Below are 21617 nucleotides of genomic sequence, written 5' to 3' on the forward strand. Positions count from 1 at the left end.
GAGTTATAAGCTAGTTTTTTATCCGCTAAGATGGATAACCAATATTGGCGATTATAATAGCAGTATCAATACAACTGTCTGACATTTTCTCATCAGATTATTAATCGGATTCACCATGACGACTATCACACCACTCATACTTATCAGCGAACTCCCCGAAAACAGCACCAAAGGTATCAAACTGGGCGAGCGAAACCTATTTGCCGTCAATCATCAAGGCAAGCTCTACCTCTACGAAAACCGCTGCCCTCACAAAGGTATCCCTCTGGAATGGATGCCTGACACCTTCCTCGATGTTGAAAAACAGTTTATTCAGTGCGCTACCCACGGCGCCCTATTTACTATCGATGAGGGCCTCTGCATTGCCGGCCCTTGCACCGGCGCCACATTAACATCGATTGAATTTGTCATTATTGAAGGACAGATCTGCCTAGCATCAGCCTCAGAGACACACCGGTAGTCGATGACTAATGGTGACCTCTCGCGGCGTAATGCGGGCACCATAGGCATACACTTCAACCCCCGCCGCCACCGCCTCACGCAGCAGCCGACCATACTCGGGATCAATATGATCTGCCGGCCGTACCTGCTCTATTCCGGTATGCGGCACACAATAGATCAGCACCGCGCGATGCCCCTGCGATACCATCAACATGAGTTCGCGTAGATGCTTCGCACCACGCGTTGTCACGGCATCGGGAAAAGAGCCAATTCCATTCTCCTCCAACAGGGTGACATTTTTAATTTCAACATAACACGGCGATCGCCGCGAGCTTTCCAACAGCAGATCAATACGGCTATTCTCATCGCCATATTTTACTTCTTGACGTATCTGCTGATAATTTTGCAACGTCTCAATCACACCGTTTTCAATCGCTTCACGAATCAACGCGTTCGCCCGCCCGGTATTGATACAGGCCCAAAAACGTCCCTCGACTTGCACCAACTCCCAACCAAACAGGTATTTACGTTGTGGATTCCCCGAATTTTGAATCCACACTTCACTGCCAGGGTCGGCGCAGTTTTTCATCGAGCCCGTATTAGGGCAATGCACCGTCAACAGCTCTCCATCATTCAACTCAATATCCGCCAAAAAACGCTTATAACGTTTAATCAGGCGCCCCGACTGCATATGCGCTAATTGCATCAGCTCAACCTCGCCCGTAGACGGGCTAATGCGGTTTCGATCTGTGCGACACTGGTGGTATAGGAGAAACGGATATAACGATTCGCTTGATAGTCTCCAAAATCGATACCGGGCGTCACCGCTACTTTATCTTGCTCAAGCAACGTCCAACAGAAGTCGAAGGTATTATCCGTAAAACGGGAGGCATCAGCATAAACATAAAAAGCCCCCTCGGGCGTCAGTGGGATACCGAAGCCCAACGACCGCAAGCCCTTCACCAGTATATCCCGGCGCTCTTTGAACGCTTCTCGGCGTTGTTCTAAAATCTCTAGCGTATCCGGCTGAAACGCCGCCAACGCGGCGTATTGCGCAATGGTCGGCGGTGAAATAAATAGGTTTTGCGCCAACCGTTCGACCTCTGGGGCCGCCGCCTCAGGCACCACAGTCCAGCCCAAGCGCCAACCGGTCATGCCGAAATATTTCGAGAAACTATTGAGGACAAACGCATCTTGATCCACCGACAGCACCGAGGTCGCATCAAAACCATAGGTCAAACCATGATAAAGCTCATCAACCACCAGCCGCCCAGCATGACTTTTAACCGTTTGTGCAATCAGCTCTAGCTGCTCTCGATGCACCACACTGCCCGTGGGGTTCGATGGCGAAGCCAATAACACACCCGCCGTATTCGCCTGCCAGTGCTGCTCGATCAAGTCTGGCGTTAGCTGATAATTATCCGCTGCTGTCACCGGCACTAACTGACCTCGCGCCTCCAGCAGACGTAAAAAGCGCGGATTACAGGGGTAGCCTGGGTCGGCCATCATAAATGTTTGACCCGGATTAGCTAACGTCGCGAACACCAACAATAACGCGCCCGATGCGCCCGCCGTCACAATCACTCGCTCGGCAGGGATATCTAAGCCGTAACGCTGCTGATAAAAGCTCGCGATCGCTTCCCTTAATGGCGGAATCCCCGCCGCAGGGGTATATTGTGTATGCCCCTCTTGAATCGCCGCGATGCCTGCGGCGGCAATCGGTGCAGGCGTCGCGAAATCGGGTTCTCCGGCACACATGTGCACCACATCATGGCCTTGTGCATCCAGCTCTTTCGCTCGTTTTAGTAGATCCATCACTTTAAAAGACTCAATATCGGCGACCCGATGCGACCAGTTATTCATGACAGACGACTCCCTTGTGACGCGTATTTGAAAGGTCGCGATTATACATTAGTCATAGCGTTAACGCAGAATTCTCATCCTAGAAAGCGATTGATTGTGCCGCGTATAATCGCTAATCCCTGCTATAATTGACGTTTGAGCAGGTTTAATGCCGTAAACGCTTATCATTAAGTTTCAACAGCAAGATCTAAAGCTTAATGATAACAAGCTAGTTTTTTGTTCTGGGGGGCTGGTGCTAACTCGAAGGTTCTGGTAACTTCAGCTCCCTTCTGATGGATGGATTAAACACCTTCGGTATAAAAGCCGTTGGTACAAGCGTTCGGGCACGGTTGCCCGACCTGTTGAGAGAGAAGCGAGGCAGAACTATGCCGAATCAAGAAACACAGTTCACCCACTTTGAGCCATATCCAATTAAGGAAGGCGAAGAGTACATGAATGATGCTCAAAAAGATCATTTCCGCCAAATCCTAAACGCCTGGAAACAGGAACTCATGGAAGAGGTCGATCGTACCGTAAATCACCTGCAGGAAGAAGCAACTAACTTTGCCGACCCCAGCGATCGGGCGAGTCAGGAAGAGGAATTCAGCCTCGAACTGCGCACCCGTGATCGAGAACGTAAACTGATCAATAAGATCTCAAAGGCGATGGAAACCATCGACGATGACGATTATGGCTACTGTTCCGCTTGTGGCGTAGAGATCGGGGTTCGTCGACTGGAAGCGCGCCCAACAGCAACACTCTGTATTGATTGCAAAACACTGGCTGAGATCAAAGAAAAGCAGCTCGGTATCTGACCCTTCGCGGCTGACTCTCTGTCAGCCGCTTTTGCAATGGTCTATATCGGTCGCTTCGCTCCCTCACCCACTGGCCCGCTCCACTTTGGCTCTCTCCTTGCTGCACTTGCCAGCTATCTTGACGCTCGCGCTCATCATGGCCGTTGGCTCGTACGCATTGAAGATCTCGACACGCCTCGCGTTATCCAAGGCGCCACTGATGACATCCTCCGCACGCTAGAAGACTATGGCTTGGAATGGGATGATGCCGTTATACGTCAAAGTGATCGGTTACATCTTTACCACGAAGCCTTAACGCAATTACGCCAGCGTCACCAAGCTTATCCCTGTGATTGCTCCCGACAACAGATCCGACAGCGTACCGGCAGCAGCCGTTATGACGGGCATTGTCGCCGCCATCCACCCAACCCTCAGCATGTTTGCGCTATTCGCAGCCATAATCCACAAGACTATCCATTTGATGATCAAATTCAGGGGCCACAAAGCTTCCCTGCTCAAATCGAAGATTTCGTTATCTTTCGTCGCGATGGTTTTTTTGCTTATCAACTCGCGGTGACCATTGATGATGCAGAGCAGCAGATCAATCACATCGTGCGCGGTTCTGATCTGCTCGATTCCACCCCTAAACAGAGACACTTACAGCAACAGCTAGGCTATCCCCGCCCCATCTACGCCCATATTCCTGTCGCCACGAATACTCAGGGACAGAAGCTGAGTAAGCAAACCCTTGCGCCAGCATTGGATCGACATCACGCACGACAGCAAATCATTCGAGCATTACAGTTTCTCGGTCAGCAACCCGTGACAGAACTCCACGACTGTCGCCTCGATGAATGCCTCAGATGGGCTATCGAGCACTGGAATATCTCCGCTATTCCTAAACAAATAGGCCTTATACTGGAAGATAATTAATGCATTTTTACCGTGTTTTAATCGTATTGGTGATTGGCGGCTATCTCCTATCGCCACTGCTGGATCAATGGTGGCCAGACTCTGCGACCCCTTGGTATCGCCCTTTTATTATCTGGGCAGCGCTTATCTTGATTATTGCAATTTTGGAACGGAGGCAACGTAGCGATGAATTTTAATCTGACTGAACTGATCGTCATCGCTATCACGTATCTCACCATCCTCTTCGGTACCGCGTATATTACTGAACGCGGCTGGATCTCCAAACGCATCATCTATCATCCCATCACCTATATTCTGTCATTAGGCGTCTTTAGCAGCGTGTGGACCTTTTATGGCACCTTTGCGTTGGCCAAAGAGTCTGGCTATAGCTTTCTGGCCTCCTATCTAGGGGCTTCGGCGGCCTTTTTTCTCGCCCCTGTGATACTGGTGCCTATTTTACGCATCACTCGAACCTATCAGCTCAGTTCACTCGCCGACCTGTTTGCCTTTCGCTTTCGCTCGGCGACCGCCGGTACGCTCACCGCTATTTTCTCGCTGATTGCGATACTGCCGCTTATTTCAATTCAGATTCAAGCCGTCTCAGACTCATTACATATTTTAAATCAGGACTTTTCTTCCAATCAGATAGCCATCGGTTTCTGCTCTCTGATTGCATTATTCACCATTCTCGTCGGCGCTCGTAACCCCTCGCTACGCTATAATCGTACCGGATTAATTGTTGCGATGGCCACCGGCTCACTGATCAAACTCTTCGCCATGGTCACGCTGGCGCTAACCGCCTTGCTGACGGTAATGGATGGTCCAGATGGGCTTGAACGCTGGCTATTACAGCACCCAGAAGAGATGGCCTTGTTGCACACACCGCTCGATAGCGATATGTGGCGCACCATGTTGCTAGGATTTTTCTCCGCCGTGATTGTGATGCCTCACACCTTCCACATGATGTTTACCGAAAACACCTCCTCTAACAGTCTCTATAAAGCCAGCTGGGGGCTGCCGCTTTACCTATTAATCATGGCACTGTCAGTGCCTCCCATCCTCTGGGCAGGTATTAAGCTGGGTATCGCCGATCAACCAGCGTTTCTGATACTCAACCTCGGCATACAGCTCGAATCTAACTTTCTCACCACGCTTGCTTTTATCGGCGGCCTAACCGCCGCCAGTGGCATTATTATTGTGGCCACCATTTCGATCGCCTCGATGCTGCAAAATCATCTCATTCTGCCCTTCACGCCGCCCCTAGCAAGCCACCGTCTCTATTCCCGTTTACTCTGGTTAAGGCGCATACTCATCGTTGTTATGATGCTCTGCAGCTATCTGTTTTACAGTACGGTAGGGCTGAACTACAACCTGCACTGGCTCGGCACACTCGCTTTTATCTCCTTTATGCAGTTCCTGCCGGGCATTCTGGCGACATTGTTTTGGCCCGCGGCTAACCGAAACGGCTTCTCTCTAGGGCTCATCGCTGGCATGGGGATATGGATTACTTCGATGCTAACCGGTTTACTCGGTGGCGATAGCCTCACCTCAGAGACGGTGATTCTCGACTATGACAATTGGCATCAGATCGCCATCTATGCGCTGTCCGCCAACATCATTGTATTTCTCCTCACCTCACTCCTAACGCATAGCTCACAAGAAGAGATCGCCAGCGCCAGTGCCTGCCTACATAACAGCTTACAACGACCGGTGGGGCCTCAACTCAATATCAATCACAGTGACGAATTGACCGAATTACTCAGCCCGAGACTCGGTAAAACAACCGCACGACGAGAAGTAGAGCACGCTTTAAAAGAGCTCAACATGATGAGCGGCGAGCTCAATGCTATCGAACGGGCACGTCTGAGAAACCATATTGAAAGTCGCCTGAGCGCGCTATTTGGTCCGGTGGAAGCGAGTACGTTACTCAATCAACAAGTACACACTGATGTAGGACAGTACCGCACTCGGGATATTCATCTACTGGAAACGCAACTAGAAACCTATCAAACCCGACTCAGCGGCCTAGCGGCGGAATTAGATAATCTACGGCGTCACCACCGCATGACCTTACAGCGTCTACCCGTTGGTGCTTGCTCGTTAGATGAAAAGGGACAAATTATTTTTTGGAACGAAGAGATGGAACGCTTTATCGGACTCAAGCACTCCGCCGTTCTCTCGCGCAAGCTTATCAACCTCCCCGATCCCTGGGGGGAATTGCTGCATAATTTCTCTCAACAAGAGAACAACCACCTTCTTTCCCAGCACCTCCTCATTGCCGGTGAGAATTGCTGGTTGAGTCTGCATAAAGCCAATCTCACCGATGACACTGAATCCATGGTTATTTTGTTAGAGAACGAAACCGAGAATCAGCTACTGGTGAATCGCTTAACTCATAACGAACGACTCGCCTCGATTGGCCGATTTGCCGCCGGCGTCGCCCATGAAATTGGCAACCCCGTCACCGGTATTGCCTGTTTAGCCCAAAACCTTAAATATGAAACGGATGATCCCTATATTCTCGAAAGTGCCGAACAGATCGTCACACAGACTCAGCGAATCACCCGAATCGTGCAATCCTTAGTGCGCTTCGCACATTCCGGTCAGAGTGATCGTCAGCCACAGACAGAAAGCATTAATCTAAAAGCGTTGACCGATGAAGCACTTCACTTGGTATCCATGGATAATCGCAGTGAAACACTCTCATTGATCAATCGCATCGAGAGTGCGATCCATATTCAGGGTGATCCGCAGCGACTGATGCAAGTGTTCGTCAATCTCATCAACAACGCCTGCGATGCATCGCCGCATCAGGGTCACATCTGGCTCAACGCGACTCACAGCGGCCACTCGGTGATCATCACCATCAATGATGAGGGCAGCGGTATCTCGCCCGAACATCAAAGCAAACTATTTGAACCGTTTTTCACCACCAAAGATCCCGGCAAAGGCACCGGGCTCGGACTATCTTTGGTCTATAACATCATCGAGGAGCATTATGGTAGTATTCATATAGTGAGTCCCGCCAATAAAAATCAGAACAATGGCACTCAGGTGGTTATCACCCTCCCAGTCTCTTAACAGGATCAAGTTTGTCATATAACAAACACCTGGGACACGAGGACAAGAAGCAAAGGTAAACCGAATGAGCCGTATTCTGATCGTAGAAGATGAGTCGATTATACGTTCCGCCCTCCGACGACTATTGGAGCGCAATGACTACCGTGTTGACGACGCGGAGTCTGTTGACGACGCGACCCGCCAATTTAACCTCAATGATTACAACCTAATTATCAGTGACCTGCGCTTACCCGGCGCGCCCGGCACCGACCTGATCGATTTAGCCAAAGCCGTGCCGGTTGTCATTATGACCAGCTACGCCAGCATGCGTTCCGCTGTTGATGCGATGAAAATGGGCGCCGTAGATTATATCGCCAAGCCGTTCGATCACGATGAAATTCTCGAAACCATCGGCAATATCATCAAGCTGCGTAGCAATGACGAGAATAGTGCCCATCCGACAGATACCGCTCAAACTAAACGCCGTCACGAAATGGTCGGCAACTGTAGCGCGATGCAAAACCTTTTTACGCGCATTCATAAGGTTGCCGGTACCGATGCCACCGTACTGATTCAAGGTGAATCCGGCACCGGCAAAGAACTCGCGGCCCGTGCGATTCATCAACAGAGCGCTCGAGCCAACTCGCCCATGGTATCGGTTAACTGTGCATCCATTCCCGAATCACTGATTGAATCCGAACTTTTTGGTCATGAAAAAGGTGCCTTCACGGGTGCCGATGCCACTCGAAATGGACTCATCGAAGCGGCTCACGGCGGCACACTTTTTCTCGATGAAATTGGTGAATTGCCCCTCGAAGCCCAAGCACGATTGCTACGCTTTCTCCAAGAAAGCGAGATCCGCCGAGTCGGCTCGGTGAAAGCGATCAATGTCGATGTGCGTCTGATTGCCGCGACCCATCGTAACCTCAAGGCGATGGCGAAAACCGGCGAGTTTCGCGAAGATCTGTATTATCGACTCTATGTCATGGAACTACAGATGCCTCCTTTACGTGAGCGCGGCGAGGATATTATCGAAATTGCGCAACAGTTTTTACGAAGTAGCTGTGAAAAACTGGGTTCCCCGCTACTCAAATTCAATGATGATGCCTGTAGCACCATGATTCGCTATCAATGGCCAGGGAATGTGCGAGAACTGCAAAACGCCATCGAGCGAGCCGTTATCTTGGCCGAAGATCAGCTGATTACCACCGACCTACTCGGTCTGGATATTGAGCCTGACTCCCTAGCAGAATTGGAATCAAACTTTGCCAGCGGCCACTCATTGGTGGCAGAAACCGATGTTAATGAACGCCGTCCCGAGCAAAACCTATCGCTTGATGACTATTTTCAACGTTTTGTCTTGGAGAATCAGGATAGTATGAGTGAAACCAAACTGGCGAAGAAGCTTGGCGTCAGCCGGAAATGCTTATGGGAACGTCGTCAAAAACTGGGAATCCCTCGAAAACCCAAAGATTAATACCCGCACTAGATGCACTGAGTTACCTAAAAGGTGACTCAAAAGTGTTACTTATCCCCCACCAAGCACCCACAACATGTGTATAAAGGTAACACTATTTGTTACCCAACCCGGTAACACTGAGTAACAAACCAGAGGCAAAAAACAACAAAACAATAAAAAACAAAGAGTTACAAAAACTGGCACAGCAAGTGCTATTATTAGATCAAGAAGAAGAACAACACTTACTGCCGATAATCGTAATAAAAATAAAACCCAGATTATTAGCTGATAAGTATCTCGTCTCAAATAAAAATAACAATGAGACACTACAAGCTGATCGCTGAATTGACACCCAATACAACGGTCCCGAATCAGTGCTATTAGAAATAAAAACAACAAGCTAATACTGAGTTGTTGTCTAACAGCGATCAGCTTACCCATCTCCTTTTCATCATTCGTTATTCAAAACTTCCCTACTGTATTGCATTCAAGATCCGTAAACGACGGCTTAAACTACGCTTTTTACTCGTCTTTTGTGCTACTATTCTGGCCTCTTATTTCTGCGCAAGTTTCTCAGTAAGATATGGACAAAAACTCATCACCTATAGGTTCGTTTATCCGTAAACTATTCGGTCGTAATCGACAGCCATCCGCCAGCAAAGCTAGCCCGCCAAAAAGTGGCCCTCTGCTTATTTCAGAAGAGATCCATCGGATTCCTCGCAGACTGTTGAACGATGCGGCGATGAAGACAGCCTATCATTTGCAGGATGAAGGTTACGAAGGCTACCTAGTGGGTGGTTGTATCCGCGATCTGCTGATGGATAAGCACCCGAAAGACTTCGATGTCGCCACCAATGCCACGCCGGAACAAGCCCACGCGATATTTCGCCGTTCACGTCTAATCGGTCGACGTTTTAAGCTACTGCATGTTCGCTTCGGTCGAGACATGATAGAGGTTGCCACCTTCCGCGCTAGCCATGATAGTCAGCCTAAAAATGAGGATGGTGAACACGGTCGTCAAAATGATAGTGGCATGATCGTTCGAGATAATGTTTATGGCACGATCGAAGAGGATGCTCTAAGACGTGACTTCACCGTCAACGCCCTCTATTACTGCCCCAAAGATCACTGCGTTTACGATTTTACTAACGGCTTCAATGATCTACAAAATCGTACCCTGAGAATGATTGGCGATCCGGATTCCCGTTATCGTGAAGACCCGGTACGGATGCTCCGCGCGGCACGTTTTGCCGCTAAGCTAGGTTTCACCATTGAGCCGGCAACCGAAGCCCCTTTGTATGAGCTCGGTTACCTGCTCAAAGATATTGCCCCGGCACGCTTATTTGATGAGGTACTGAAAATATTTCAATCGGGCCACGGTATCGAATCATTTCATCAGTTCCGTAAATACGGTCTGCTGGAACATGTTTTCCGTCAAACCGCGGAGTGTCTCGATGACCCACAAGGCGAACCCGTTGAGCAACTGATACTCAACGCGTTGCAGAACACCGATCGGCGCTTACAGCAGAACAAGAGCGTCACACCGGCCTTTCTATTTGCCGCACTGCTCTGGTATCCCATGCAGCGTCGCATGGCTCAATTACAAAAAAATGAGGCGATGCACACGGTTCCAGCAATGCATGAAGCGGCGAATCAGGTGATTGCTCAACAGATCCGTCAGACCGCTATTCCGCGGCGTTTTTCTACACCGATCCGGGAAATCTGGGAATTACAGTTCCGTCTTCCGCGTCGTCAAGGTAAAAGAGCCTCACGGTTAATGGAGCATCCTCGCTTTAGAGCCGCCTATGATCTATTGATGCTGCGCGAAAACAGTGGTGAAAACCTCGAAGGTTTAGGCAAATGGTGGACTGACTATCAAGCCCAAAACCCTCAGATTCGCAGCCATATGTCCCGTGACGTACCCAAGGATGAAGCCCCCAAGCGTCGCCGACGTCGCCGCAGCCCCAGCAAAAAACCCGAGCAGAATAATGGCTGAGTTATCCCACAAGACAAACTGGATTCGCTGCTATATCGGCCTCGGTAGCAATCTCGAACACCCCGTTACTCAGGTGAGTCGCGCACTGCTTGAACTGGAACGTTTAGATTGTTGTCGCGGCTTGATTCATTCCAGCCTATATCGCAGCGATCCGGTTGGCCCAGTCGGCCAACCCGACTACATCAATGCCGTCGCCAGCTTAGAAACCACCCTTACCCCGCTGCAACTGCTAGATGCGTTGCAAGCGATTGAACAGCTACATCAACGGGTAAGAATACAGCACTGGGGGCCGCGTACACTGGATCTAGACTTACTGCTTTATGGTGACGAGCAGATCAATAACGAACGCTTAACCGTCCCTCATGCCTTTATTCAAGCCCGTAATTTTGTCCTTTATCCGCTGGCAGAAATCGATCCTGACGTATATATCCCTAATCAAATCAGCCTCGCAGATTGCCTAAAAAACTGTGACAAGGGCTCGCTTGAACTAATCTAGTCAAACAAAAATAACTATAAAACAAAGAGTTACAACGTTTTTATTGCCTATGCGCAATAGATAATAGTTAATCCGAAAAGGCCTAGGTATAATCCCCTCCCGTGTGAGTAATAAATAAGCAGGTTCTCTTATGAGCAGCATTACCCTTCATACACTAATGGCTCGAAAACAGGCTGGTGAAAAATTTGCGGTGCTAACCGCATATGACGCCTGTTTCTCCCACCTAATTAGTTCTGCGGGTGTTGAAGTTATATTAGTGGGCGACTCCCTGGGCATGGTTCTGCAGGGAAACGATAGTACACTGCCGGTGACCGTCGAAGAGATGGCATATCACACCGCAGCGGTTAAAGCAGGCAATCAAGGCTCAATGATCATGGCAGACCTGCCTTTCATGAGCTATAGCACTCCCGAACAGGCCATGGACAGTGCCGCTGCACTGATGCAAGCAGGCGCGCACATCGTCAAGTTGGAAGGTGCTGCCTGGTTAGATGAAAGCATCGCTCTGTTGGCACAGCGCGGCATTCCGGTTTGCGCCCATTTAGGGTTAACCCCTCAAGCCGTTAACGTCCTAGGTGGCTATAAGGTACAGGGCCGCAATAACAGCGCCGCGAAACAGATGATCGAAGACGCTGTGCGTCTTGAGCAGGCTGGTGCAGCGATGCTGTTACTAGAATGCGTGCCTTCATTACTCGCCGGTGAAATTACCCAAGCGGTTGATATTCCGGTTATCGGTATCGGCGCAGGCCCTGAAACCGATGCTCAAGTACTTGTTATGCATGACATGCTAGGCATTACCCCAGGACGCAGTCCTAAGTTTGTAAAAAACTTTATGACGCAAGGTAATGATATCGCCGGTGCGTTCAAAGCCTATGCCGAAGCAGTTAAGGCAGGCGCTTTCCCCGGCGCGGAACACGGATTCGAATAATGATGAAAACTATCCATTCTATTGCCGAGCTACGTGAAACCCTCGGCGCAGAGCGTCGTGCGGGCAAGCGTATCGGTTTTGTGCCAACTATGGGCAATCTCCATACGGGTCATATCCAACTGATTCATCAAGCCAACAACAATGCCGATATCACTGTCGCCAGCATCTTTGTGAACCCACTACAGTTTGGTGAGAACGAAGACCTCGACGCTTATCCGCGCACTTTGGAAGCCGATCAAGAGAAACTTGAACTGGCCAATTGCGATTACCTGTTCGCGCCGACGATCAAAGAGATCTATCCCAATGGTCAGGTGATACAAACGCAGATTGAGGTGCCAGGCATCTCGGATATGCACTGTGGCGCCACCCGTCCAGGACATTTCCGCGGTGTTGCCACCGTGGTATGTAAATTATTCGGCATCGTACAGCCCGATGTGGCGATCTTTGGTGAGAAAGATTTCCAACAATTGCTGGTGATTCGTCGCATGGCAGAAGACCTATTTCTGCCCGTTGAGATTCAGGGATCACCTATCGTTCGCGCTCAAAGCAATCTCGCGTTAAGCTCTCGCAACGCTTACCTGACAGCAGAAGAATTGGCCATCGCGCCGATCCTCAATCAAACGATTCGCACCACTATCGATCAGATAGCCGCGGGCCGCCGAGATTATCTAACCCTGCAAGAAGAGGCGCAGGTCGCTCTCGAGCAGGCAGGCTTCAAGCGCGATTATTACTGTATTTCCAAGCGTGATAATCTGCATCAAGCCGATAGCAACGATACGGAATTAGTCTTAATCGCCGCTGCCTATCTGGGTAAAGCGCGTCTGATTGATAATATGATGCTCGATCTCTAAGCCCTTCTCAGATACCGCCTGATGGCGGTATCTGAACATCAAAATCACATTCCTCTGCGATCTCCATCTTTAGTCTGCTTGGCTATTCCCTTAACACCTGTTAAATTCTGTGACCGGTGACATGTTTTATCTGTTAGTGTCGCTCTCAGGGTTAACCCCATTGCAGTGACCTTTTGTCTATGTTGTACTGCACTGCACAAATAGAAATAATTACAAAAACAGCTGTAGAGTCATCACTGTCAGGTTACAGACTGACCTGCCATATATTCGTCACCATACGTGACTATAATTCTGCAGCAATTTTATAAGCAAGAGGAATAATCATGCGCGATGTTGTTATTGTAGCTGCCGGCCGCACAGCGGTGGGTAGTTTTAATGGTTCCCTGTCATCCGTTCCTGCCAGCGAGCTAGGCTCGATTGTTATTAAAGGGCTGCTGGAAAAATCCGGTGTTGCCGCAGATAAAGTTGATGAGGTCATTCTCGGTCAAGTACTCACCGCCGGTTGCGGTCAGAACCCCGCACGTCAAGCAGCTATCAATGCCGGCTTACCTATTGAAGTATCAGCCATGACCATCAACAAGGTCTGTGGCTCAGGCTTAAAAGCAATTCAACTGGCGACTCAGGCAATCCGCTGTGGTGATGCTGAAATGATCATTGCCGGTGGTCAAGAAAATATGAGCGCCTCTGCTCACCTGCTGCCAAACTCCCGTAACGGCACTCGCATGGGTGACTGGAAAATGGTAGATACCATGATCAAAGATGGTCTTTGGGATGCGTTCAACGATTATCACATGGGTATCACCACTGAAAACATTGTCGACAAGTATGGCTTCAGCCGTGAAGAGCAGGATGCCTTTGCTGCAGCCTCGCAAAACAAAGCTGAAGCAGCCGTCACCTCTGGCAAGTTCAAAGATGAGATCATTCCCGTTGTGATGCCTCAGCGCAAAGGCGACCCTATTGTATTTGATACCGATGAGCAGCCACGTTTTGGCGTCACGGCAGAGGCTCTGGCTAAACTGCGTCCGGCCTTCAAAAAAGACGGCACCGTCACTGCGGGTAACTCATCGACCATCAACGATGGTGCTGCAGCTGTTATGCTATGCTCTGCAGAAAAAGCTGCTGAGCTAGGTCTACCCGTACTGGCAACCATCAAAGCTTATGCGTCTGCGGGTGTTGATCCCTCTATCATGGGTACAGGCCCCATCTGTGCTACACAGAAAGCGCTTGAAAAAGCCGGCTGGACTGTTGATGATCTAGAATTGGTTGAAGCGAACGAAGCGTTCGCCGCGCAAGCCATGTCAGTTAACAAAGAACTTGGCTGGGATACTAGCTTGGTGAACGTTAACGGTGGCGCTATCGCCTTAGGCCACCCAATCGGTGCTTCAGGCTGCCGTATCTTTGTTTCCTTGCTGCACGAAATGGCTCGCCGCGATGCTAAAAAAGGCTTAGCGACACTCTGTATCGGTGGTGGCATGGGTACTGCGCTAGCGATCGAGCGCAGCTAAACCTAGCGAAAACCGTTGTCACAAAAAAACGCGGCCCGAACCGCGTTTTTTTACACTATTTTTATGCCTCAATGGCTCGGCTTTTAAATCGCCCGAGCGAGACCCACATTAGGCTGTTGCAATCGCGCCTTTCCCCACTCCTTCAAACGCTCTCACCATCACCTCTCGATCGGGATGGGATAACTTCACCTGCGCCGCAAGGTGACAAGCAATCTGCTCTACCGTGGTTTCAGTACCCATCAGATAACAGTGGCTCGCCGGTAAACGAATCTCAAACTCCCCCTGCGGGGCATCATAGCAATAATGATGTTCATCATCGGTCGCACTCACCAAGTGGCTTCGGGTACCGATATAGATATCAGAAAAGGTTTTCGCCCATTGTTGTTCGACAACGGTATCCCGTTGCCCATCGAGAAAGATCTGAATCCGCGAACGGTGGCCATGCGCAATACGCTGACAGTTACCGTCATGCTGTTGCAAACCGTGACTATAGTGATAATACGCCGCATTGATTGTTTCAGGCACAAAACTAATTTCTAGCCCTTTCACCTCATCGGGAAATAACGCCAAGAGCTGAGCATTACACCAAGCCGCCAAGCTAAGCTCGTTAATTTCATCGATATCCACCAGCACGATCGCCTGTTCTGGCGAACGACAGTAGAACTCACCACCTTCAGGATAGCGCCAGTTAACCGTTGTTTCGCCATTCAATTGCTCTGAATGCAGGTTAGCCATATTAGTCGGCACGACCAACGCATGATCGATACTGTTATCAAACCATTGCTTCACCGCTTTTTTGACAATGCCAAAATCACAGATCATGCCCTCTTCATTTAAGTCACCATCGAGTACTAATTGCACCAGCCAAGACTCGCCCAGCAAGCCTCGCTGCGGATGCAAGTAAGAAAAATCAACATTGGTCAGGTTATCTACAAAAAGCTTCACAGGCAGTCACACAGTTAATGGCAAAGGATCGGATATCGAAAGGGCGTATATTAGCTGATTACCAGCCCTATTGCATTCTGACGAGTACCGGTATACTAGCTCTTTTTGATAACAGGCAGATGAAATTCAATGCGACTGGATAAATATCTAAGTCAGGCAACCGGTTTACCCCGCAGTCTAATTAAACGACAGATCAAATGTAAGAATGTCGAGGTAAACGGTCAACTGTGTCAGGATCACGGTTACAAAGTCCGAAGCGATGATCAGGTATCACTGGAAGGTCGTGATATTGCCCCGCCAGGCCCTAAATACTTAATGCTCAATAAGCCCGCCGGCACGGTTTGCGTCACCGAAGACAGCGAGCACCCGACGGTGATCGACTTACTCGAGCAGATCACCATACGGGATCTGCATCCGGCTGGACGCTTAGATATCGATACCACAGGCTTAGTGCTGATCACCAACGATGGCCAATGGTCGCATCGCGTCACCTCACCTAAGCATCAGTGCGATAAAGTGTACCTCGTCAGCACCGCCGAGCCGATCACTGCGGATTATATCCAACAGTTTGCTGCCGGTATCACCTTGCGCAATGAAGACAAGCCCACCCTGCCCGCTGAGCTCGAGATACTGTCGGACACTCAGGCCAGAGTCACGCTGCACGAAGGTCGTTATCATCAGGTTAAGCGTATGTTTGCCGCGATGGGTAATAAAGTCACCGCCCTGCACCGAGAACAGATTGGCAATATTCGCCTAGATGACGATCTAGAAGCAGGTGAATACCGTTTCCTTACCGCAGCCGAAGCGAACTCTTTCTGATGACTGATACCGCCTTTGCTCTGTTAAAACCACAGCTGGATAACGCCGATGGCGTTGCTCTGTGGATTGCCGATGAAAACCTGCTCAATCAAGCCAGCAAGGTCAATCCCGCGATTACCGTGATCAGTAATCGCTTCGATCTCTGTCAGCAGCTGGAAAGCGCCGGCTGGCAGAGCCAGTTTTCTGATTTCGACTTCAGCCCCTATGCTGATCACAGTGTGGATAACATTATCTACCGGGTCTCGAAAGAAAAACCCGTGGTGCATCATATTATCAATCAAGCGATACGCGTGCTTAAACCCGGCGGTACGCTTGCACTTGCGGGACTCAAAAACGAAGGTATTAAAACCTATCTAGACAAAGCGAAAAAGCTATTTGCTGGACAGATGGAAGCCTCTAAATCAGATAAAAATACTTGGATGGGTATCCTTCAGTCGCCGGGTTCGGCCGCTACTGAATTACTCGATGATCAGGATTATTGTCGCTTACGTGACGTCGCCAGCGATGATCACTTGAGTTATATCAGTAAGCCCGGTGTTTACGGTTGGAATAAGATCGATAAAGGTAGCGCATTGCTAATATCAGCGTTACCGCAGTTTATCGCTAGCCTCGCGAGCCCTCCCAAATCCCTACTCGATCTCGGTTGTGGCTATGGCTATCTCGCCCTTAATGGCGCGTCACTCGGCTGTCTAGTGACGGCCACCGATAACAATGCTGGAGCCCTACTCGCCTGCACTGAAAATTTTCGGCAGCAACAGATTGATGGCCACATCATTGCTGCCGACTGTGCCGAAGGGATCGATCAGCGCTTCCCGTTAATCCTCTGTAACCCGCCTTTTCATCAAGGCTTCAGTATTGAAGGGGATATGACTGATCGCTTTCTTAAGGCCGCTCACCGGCATTTACAGCCCGACGGCATCGCCTGCTTTGTGGTGAACTTACATATACCCCTTGAACGAAAAGCCAAAAAACTGTTCTCAACCATAGAGGTTATCGCCGACAACGGTAGCTTTAAGTTGATACGACTGGCCCAACCGCACTAAACACGAGTGACAAATACAGCATGATCGCCACTTATCTTAAACAAACATGGTTCTTTTTCCGCGCCCATATGCAAGCGATTATGCGGATACAGCTACCCTTTATTATTCTCATCACCCTGATCAGCATGAGCGCTATGCAGTCCGTTGATCCGAGCAATCCAGAGATGAATGATTCAGTGATGATGTTCTATCTGGCGAGCCTGATCTTCTTGCCGCTCTATGCTGGCGCCACCATTGCCTATCTTGAATCGGTTGTGAATAATCAGCCTATCAGCACGACTCAAGCACTCAAAATCGGTCTGCAACGCTGGGGGCCCTTGTTTCTCACTAAGCTACTCGGCGCATGTGGCATCGTCATCGGCTTACTGCTGTTCTTTATCCCCGGCGTCTTTGTCATGATCCGCTGGGGATTTGCCGAATATCACAGCGTCATCGAAAAATCAGGCCCAACTGAGTCGTTAAAAAACAGTTGGCAAGACACCTCAGACTATTTCTGGCCACTGCTTAACGGCTTAGCTTGTCTGTTTGTTATCTTGCTCGGTAGTAACCTGCTCATAGAAACCCTACTACAAACCATGGGCATCGACTCTCTCATATTACGTAGCCTGTTTGATATCGTGTTTGGCTTTCTTAACTGCCTATACACGATCTATGGCTTTCGATTGTATTGCGTTATGCGGGAAAAGAGCACCTAACAATCATGACTCAACAGGGGGAGTGCGGTATGGCTTCCCTGACTCGATCATATGCAAAGTATGCGCTATCGCCGCGCCTCATCACCCGCCAATCAATACATCGGATGAGCATTTTTAGTCTCCGCGAGAACTCCCTAAACAGAATCCCAATGCGCAACGATTTTCCCTGCTCATCGAAACGGAAAAAAATCCATCGTGCCATATTGATCATCACCCGGCCACATTGGATGAGTATGTAACGCCACTAAATTCCTTTCAGCAATCGCCCGCACAAACTCGATAGACTTACCGAGATAATCTCTAGCCATTGCCTCAAAGTCATCGATAAACGCTTGCTTACCCTCTCCCAGCATCTCTATTGCTATCTAAGACACGCTTATCGCCGCTATGCTCGCAGCATGAGTCCACTTATCTTGATAATAGTTACCCCCAGAATCAACGGAACAAGCCTGTGCATAACATTGGGACAACTCACCTAAGCCGCACAACCGCTGATCTAAAGCGCATTGAGTAATAAACGTTCAAGACCAAAACCAGCATAAAAGACTTGCATTAACAGCTCAAATAAACATAATGAGAATCATTATCATTTAATTAATAGAGAGTTACAGATGGATGCACTTCGAATTGATGCATGGTTAGAGCGCAGGGAACCGGTGATCAAACTACATAGCGGCCTATCGAATAGTCTCATCGCCGAATGGCGTGGTCACGCTGTTAACGAGTTACTCGAACAAGGCATTGTCACCTGTTACGAACTGTACTCAACGACACGCAGCCTACAACAGCAGGCCGCTCATGAGTTACTCCTGAATGCCTGTGCCAACTCACTGTGCCAACGCAACGGTCCGCAATGCTTTAACTGTATTACCGGACGCTTATTACGCGCCTTGGCGCGCAGTGCTACTCAGGCCTATCAACCCAGCATGGCAGGATTAGAAAGCTACAAATCCGTCAGCTAGCGTCTCCTCTATTGCTTAGGCATCGGTCGCGCTTGATAGGCCGCAGTGCCCCATAAAGGCACTGTCGAAAGACTGTGTTTAAAGCTACCGTTAATCTCTTTGGTTGAATACGAGAGGTACATCAGCGTTTGTGATTGTGGATCAAAAATCCGGCGTACTTTCATCGTTTTGAACAACACGCTCTTGGATTTTCGAAACACCACGGCACCGCTCTTGGAGCGATCAATCGCAGCGATCATCTCTGCGGTAATCGGGCCTGTCTGACGACAAGCAATCGATGAATCACTCGGATCCGCAAAATTAAGATTGGCTTCAATACTGGCAACATGGCAAGTCACTCCCGTCACAACAGGGTCAACCAACACGTTCAGTTTAATATCCTTCGTCGTCAGAAAGCCCAGTGAAACATCACCCACATCTTCTCCGCCACACCCCGTCAGCAGCAGAACAGACAACATGGCTATTCGTCTTTTCATACTCATATCTCTTTTAATCATCAGCTCATCAGTTATCCAATAGGTACAAAAAAACCCGCAGCAGCGGGTTTTTTGACGCAGAATGAAGACTTATTCTACAGATTCATCTTGCTCTAGATCACGCATAGTCAACTTGATGCGACCACGAGGATCAACTTCCATCACTTTAACCTTAACCGTGTCATCCATCTTGATGTAATCAGTCACCTTCTCGATACGCTTGTTAGCGATTTGCGAGATGTGTACCAAGCCATCTTTACCCGGCAGAATGTTAACAAAGGCGCCGAACTCTTCAAGACGTACCACCTTACCTTCGTAGATCTTACCTACTTCAGCTTCAGCAGTAATTTCGCGAACTCTATCCACCGCCGCTTTCGCGGCTGCTTTATCGGCCGCATAGACTCGGACAGTACCATTGTCTTCAATATCAATGGTGGCACCGGTCTCTTCTGTCAGCGCACGGATCGTCGCACCACCCTTACCAATAACGTCACGAATCTTGTCTGGATTAATTTCCAGCAGTGTCATCGCAGGGGCATTGTCTGGCAGTTCAGGACGGGCATAACCAATCACTTTAGCCATCTCTTTCAAGATATGAGCACGCGCTTCATAAGCCTGCTCCAGCGCGATCTCCATGATCTCTTCAGTGATACCGGTAATCTTGATATCCATCTGCAGCGCGGTAACACCCGCTTCTGTACCCGCTACTTTAAAGTCCATGTCCCCCAGATGATCTTCATCACCGAGGATATCCGTCAGGACCGCGAAACGCTCGCCTTCCTTAACCAGACCCATAGCAATACCGGCAACCGGCGCTTTCAACGGAACACCCGCATCCATCATAGACAGAGACGCACCACAAACCGATGCCATCGAGCTTGAACCGTTAGATTCAGTGATCTCAGACACGATACGGATAGTGTACGGGAACTCTTCCTGTGATGGCAGAACGGCTGCAACACTACGACGTGCTAGACGACCGTGACCAATCTCACGACGGCCAGTCGCGCCCATACGACCCGCTTCACCGACAGAGTAAGGAGGGAAGTTGTAGTGCAACATGAATGGATCGCGACGTTCGCCTTCGATCGCATCGATGATTTGTGAATCACGCGCTGTACCGAGTGTACAGGTAGCGATCGCCTGAGTTTCACCACGGGTAAACAGTGCAGAACCGTGAGTACCACTCAATACATCAACTTCAACATCGATACCACGGACAGTTTTGCTGTCACGACCATCGATACGTGGCTGACCATCAAGGATACGACCCCGAACAATCTCTTTTTCCAGTGATTTAAAGATACCGGATACTTCAGCAGCAGAAGGTTGACCCTCTTCACCACACAACGTTTCAACCGCTTTACTACGTGCTTGACTCAGAGCGTTTTGACGCTCCATCTTGTCAGCCGTTTGATAAGCAGCATTGATATCAGCACCAACGACGCCGCGCACCTGTTCGATCAGTGCTGCGTCCTTAGCTTCTGGTGCATATTCCCAGCGCGGCTTACCGGCTTCGGCAACCAACTCATTGATAGCAGAGATAGCCACTTGCATCTGCTGATGCGCAAATACAACGGCCCCTAGCATCTCATCTTCAGACAGCTCTTGCGCTTCGGATTCAACCATCAGTACGGCATCGGAAGTACCCGCAACCACCATGTCCAGCATGGAGGTTTCCAGCTCTTCATAGGTTGGGTTGAGCGAGTAACCCGCCTCTTCGGTATAACCAACACGCGCGCCACCGATAGGACCCTGGAATGGAATACCTGAAACCGCCAGTGCAGCGGAAGTACCGATCATCGCCGCAATATCAGGATCGTTAATCTTATCCGCAGACATCACCGTACAGATAACCTGTACTTCATTCATGTAGCCTTTAGGAAACAACGGACGGATAGGACGGTCAATCAAACGTGATGTCAGTGTTTCTTTCTCAGATGGACGCGCTTCACGCTTAAAGAAGCCACCAGGGATACGTCCAACGGCATAGTACTTTTCTTGGTAGTGAACAGACAGTGGGAAAAAGTCTTGACCTTCGCGGGCTGATTTAGCACCCACAACGGTACACAAAACCTGTACACCACCCATCGTTACCAATACAGCACCGCTCGCCTGACGGGCAACCCGACCCGTTTCGAGGGTAACTTCATGCTTACCGTATTGGAATGTCTTAGTAATTGCTTGTGGCACGATACAATTCCTTATCTTTATGCAAAACAAAAAAATGTCTGTGCAACGTCACACCGGCCTCTTTATAGCCAGTACTCTGCTGGGCTCTGGTCTCCCTGAGAACCCACTAGAGTACAGGCTGGTTGGTGTAAAACGCAGTACAGACCTTATAGTGATCTCTATTTTAGCAGACCTTAAAAAGCACCGGGGCCATCAATGATGGC

Annotated in this window: 22 protein-coding genes; 16 read left to right on the forward strand and 6 right to left on the reverse strand. The window is 49.5% G+C overall.

The features are described from left to right. Positions 1-115 precede the first annotated feature (115 nt). Positions 116-460 (forward strand): Rieske 2Fe-2S domain-containing protein, encoded by a 345-nt coding sequence (locus Q4488_RS10970; protein WP_303580515.1) that lies wholly within the window; start codon positions 116-118, stop codon positions 458-460. Here the strand turns inward: Q4488_RS10970 and sfsA are convergent. Together sfsA and Q4488_RS10980 are read right to left on the reverse strand one after the other, a co-directional pair. Then, positions 443-1147 (reverse strand): DNA/RNA nuclease SfsA, encoded by a 705-nt coding sequence (gene sfsA / locus Q4488_RS10975; protein WP_303580516.1) that lies wholly within the window; start codon positions 1145-1147, stop codon positions 443-445. The two genes, Q4488_RS10970 and sfsA, sit on opposite strands and share 18 nt — an antisense overlap. Then, complete coding sequence (locus Q4488_RS10980) at positions 1147-2304, reverse strand: pyridoxal phosphate-dependent aminotransferase (RefSeq protein WP_303580517.1); 1158 nt, start codon at positions 2302-2304, stop codon at positions 1147-1149. Before Q4488_RS10980 ends, sfsA begins: the two co-directional genes overlap by 1 nt. A gap of 365 nt (positions 2305-2669) precedes the next feature. Here Q4488_RS10980 and dksA point away from each other — a divergent pair, with 365 nt between their 5' ends. The 11 genes from dksA (at position 2670) to Q4488_RS11035 (ending at position 14281) form a co-directional block, all read left to right on the forward strand. After that, positions 2670-3098, forward strand: coding sequence for an RNA polymerase-binding protein DksA (gene dksA, locus Q4488_RS10985; RefSeq protein WP_303580518.1), 429 nt, complete (start codon positions 2670-2672; stop codon positions 3096-3098). Between the two features lie 36 nt (positions 3099-3134). Beyond that, positions 3135-4010: a tRNA glutamyl-Q(34) synthetase GluQRS gene (gluQRS, locus tag Q4488_RS10990; protein WP_303580519.1), complete on the forward strand. Its 876-nt coding sequence runs from the start codon at positions 3135-3137 to the stop codon at positions 4008-4010. Continuing rightward, complete coding sequence (locus Q4488_RS10995) at positions 4010-4186, forward strand: hypothetical protein (protein WP_303580520.1); 177 nt, start codon at positions 4010-4012, stop codon at positions 4184-4186. Before gluQRS ends, Q4488_RS10995 begins: the two co-directional genes overlap by 1 nt. Next, on the forward strand, positions 4176-7070 hold the full coding sequence (locus tag Q4488_RS11000) for an ATP-binding protein (protein ID WP_303580521.1): 2895 nt from the start codon (positions 4176-4178) through the stop codon (positions 7068-7070). Before Q4488_RS10995 ends, Q4488_RS11000 begins: the two co-directional genes overlap by 11 nt. Before the next feature lie 64 nt (positions 7071-7134). Continuing rightward, positions 7135-8526, forward strand: coding sequence for a sigma-54 dependent transcriptional regulator (locus Q4488_RS11005; protein WP_303580522.1), 1392 nt, complete (start codon positions 7135-7137; stop codon positions 8524-8526). Positions 8527-8624: 98 nt separating this feature from the next. Then, a complete protein-coding gene (locus Q4488_RS11010; RefSeq protein ID WP_303580523.1) occupies positions 8625-8852 on the forward strand; it encodes a hypothetical protein in 228 nt (75 codons plus the stop codon). 239 nt (positions 8853-9091) lie between these two features. Further along, positions 9092-10504, forward strand: a complete 1413-nt coding sequence (gene pcnB, locus Q4488_RS11015) for a polynucleotide adenylyltransferase PcnB (protein WP_303580524.1) — start codon at positions 9092-9094, stop codon at positions 10502-10504. After that, on the forward strand, positions 10497-11000 hold the full coding sequence (gene folK, locus Q4488_RS11020) for a 2-amino-4-hydroxy-6-hydroxymethyldihydropteridine diphosphokinase (protein ID WP_303580525.1): 504 nt from the start codon (positions 10497-10499) through the stop codon (positions 10998-11000). Before pcnB ends, folK begins: the two co-directional genes overlap by 8 nt. A 130-nt stretch (positions 11001-11130) precedes the next feature. After that, the gene (panB, locus tag Q4488_RS11025) at positions 11131-11925 is read left to right on the forward strand and encodes a 3-methyl-2-oxobutanoate hydroxymethyltransferase (protein WP_303580526.1); all 795 of its coding nucleotides are present in this window, start codon (positions 11131-11133) and stop codon (positions 11923-11925) included. A gap of 2 nt (positions 11926-11927) precedes the next feature. Further along, a complete protein-coding gene (gene panC, locus Q4488_RS11030) occupies positions 11928-12776 on the forward strand; it encodes a pantoate--beta-alanine ligase (RefSeq protein WP_303580554.1) in 849 nt (282 codons plus the stop codon). A gap of 323 nt (positions 12777-13099) precedes the next feature. Then, a complete protein-coding gene (locus Q4488_RS11035; RefSeq protein WP_303580527.1) occupies positions 13100-14281 on the forward strand; it encodes an acetyl-CoA C-acetyltransferase in 1182 nt (393 codons plus the stop codon). Positions 14282-14389: 108 nt separating this feature from the next. Here Q4488_RS11035 and Q4488_RS11040 read toward each other — a convergent pair whose 3' ends face one another. After that, on the reverse strand, positions 14390-15226 hold the full coding sequence (locus Q4488_RS11040; protein ID WP_303580528.1) for a 6-carboxytetrahydropterin synthase: 837 nt from the start codon (positions 15224-15226) through the stop codon (positions 14390-14392). Positions 15227-15355: 129 nt separating this feature from the next. On the opposite strand from Q4488_RS11040, the gene rsuA reads away from it, so the two are divergent. From rsuA to Q4488_RS11055, 3 genes are read left to right on the forward strand one after another with little or no spacing between them, the layout of a single operon-like run. Next, positions 15356-16045: a 16S rRNA pseudouridine(516) synthase RsuA gene (gene rsuA, locus Q4488_RS11045; protein ID WP_303580529.1), complete on the forward strand. Its 690-nt coding sequence runs from the start codon at positions 15356-15358 to the stop codon at positions 16043-16045. Further along, positions 16045-17088, forward strand: coding sequence for a methyltransferase (locus Q4488_RS11050; protein ID WP_303580530.1), 1044 nt, complete (start codon positions 16045-16047; stop codon positions 17086-17088). The genes rsuA and Q4488_RS11050 overlap by 1 nt, the downstream gene beginning before the upstream one ends. A gap of 20 nt (positions 17089-17108) precedes the next feature. Further along, complete coding sequence (locus tag Q4488_RS11055; protein ID WP_303580531.1) at positions 17109-17783, forward strand: hypothetical protein; 675 nt, start codon at positions 17109-17111, stop codon at positions 17781-17783. 170 nt (positions 17784-17953) lie between these two features. Here the strand turns inward: Q4488_RS11055 and Q4488_RS11060 are convergent, their stop codons facing one another. After that, positions 17954-18136: a hypothetical protein gene (locus tag Q4488_RS11060; RefSeq protein WP_303580532.1), complete on the reverse strand. Its 183-nt coding sequence runs from the start codon at positions 18134-18136 to the stop codon at positions 17954-17956. Between the two features lie 258 nt (positions 18137-18394). Here Q4488_RS11060 and Q4488_RS11065 point away from each other — a divergent pair, with 258 nt between their 5' ends. Continuing rightward, positions 18395-18745: a hypothetical protein gene (locus tag Q4488_RS11065; RefSeq protein WP_303580533.1), complete on the forward strand. Its 351-nt coding sequence runs from the start codon at positions 18395-18397 to the stop codon at positions 18743-18745. Positions 18746-18753: 8 nt separating this feature from the next. On the opposite strand, the gene Q4488_RS11070 is transcribed toward Q4488_RS11065, so the two are convergent. Together Q4488_RS11070 and pnp are read right to left on the reverse strand one after the other, a co-directional pair. Then, a complete protein-coding gene (locus Q4488_RS11070; protein ID WP_303580534.1) occupies positions 18754-19221 on the reverse strand; it encodes a CreA family protein in 468 nt (155 codons plus the stop codon). A gap of 90 nt (positions 19222-19311) precedes the next feature. Beyond that, positions 19312-21414, reverse strand: a complete 2103-nt coding sequence (gene pnp / locus Q4488_RS11075; protein WP_303580535.1) for a polyribonucleotide nucleotidyltransferase — start codon at positions 21412-21414, stop codon at positions 19312-19314. Positions 21415-21617: the final 203 nt, after the last annotated feature.

The sequence above is a fragment of the Amphritea sp. 1_MG-2023 genome, assembly GCF_030547545.1.
GTDB lineage: Bacteria > Pseudomonadota > Gammaproteobacteria > Pseudomonadales > Balneatricaceae > Amphritea.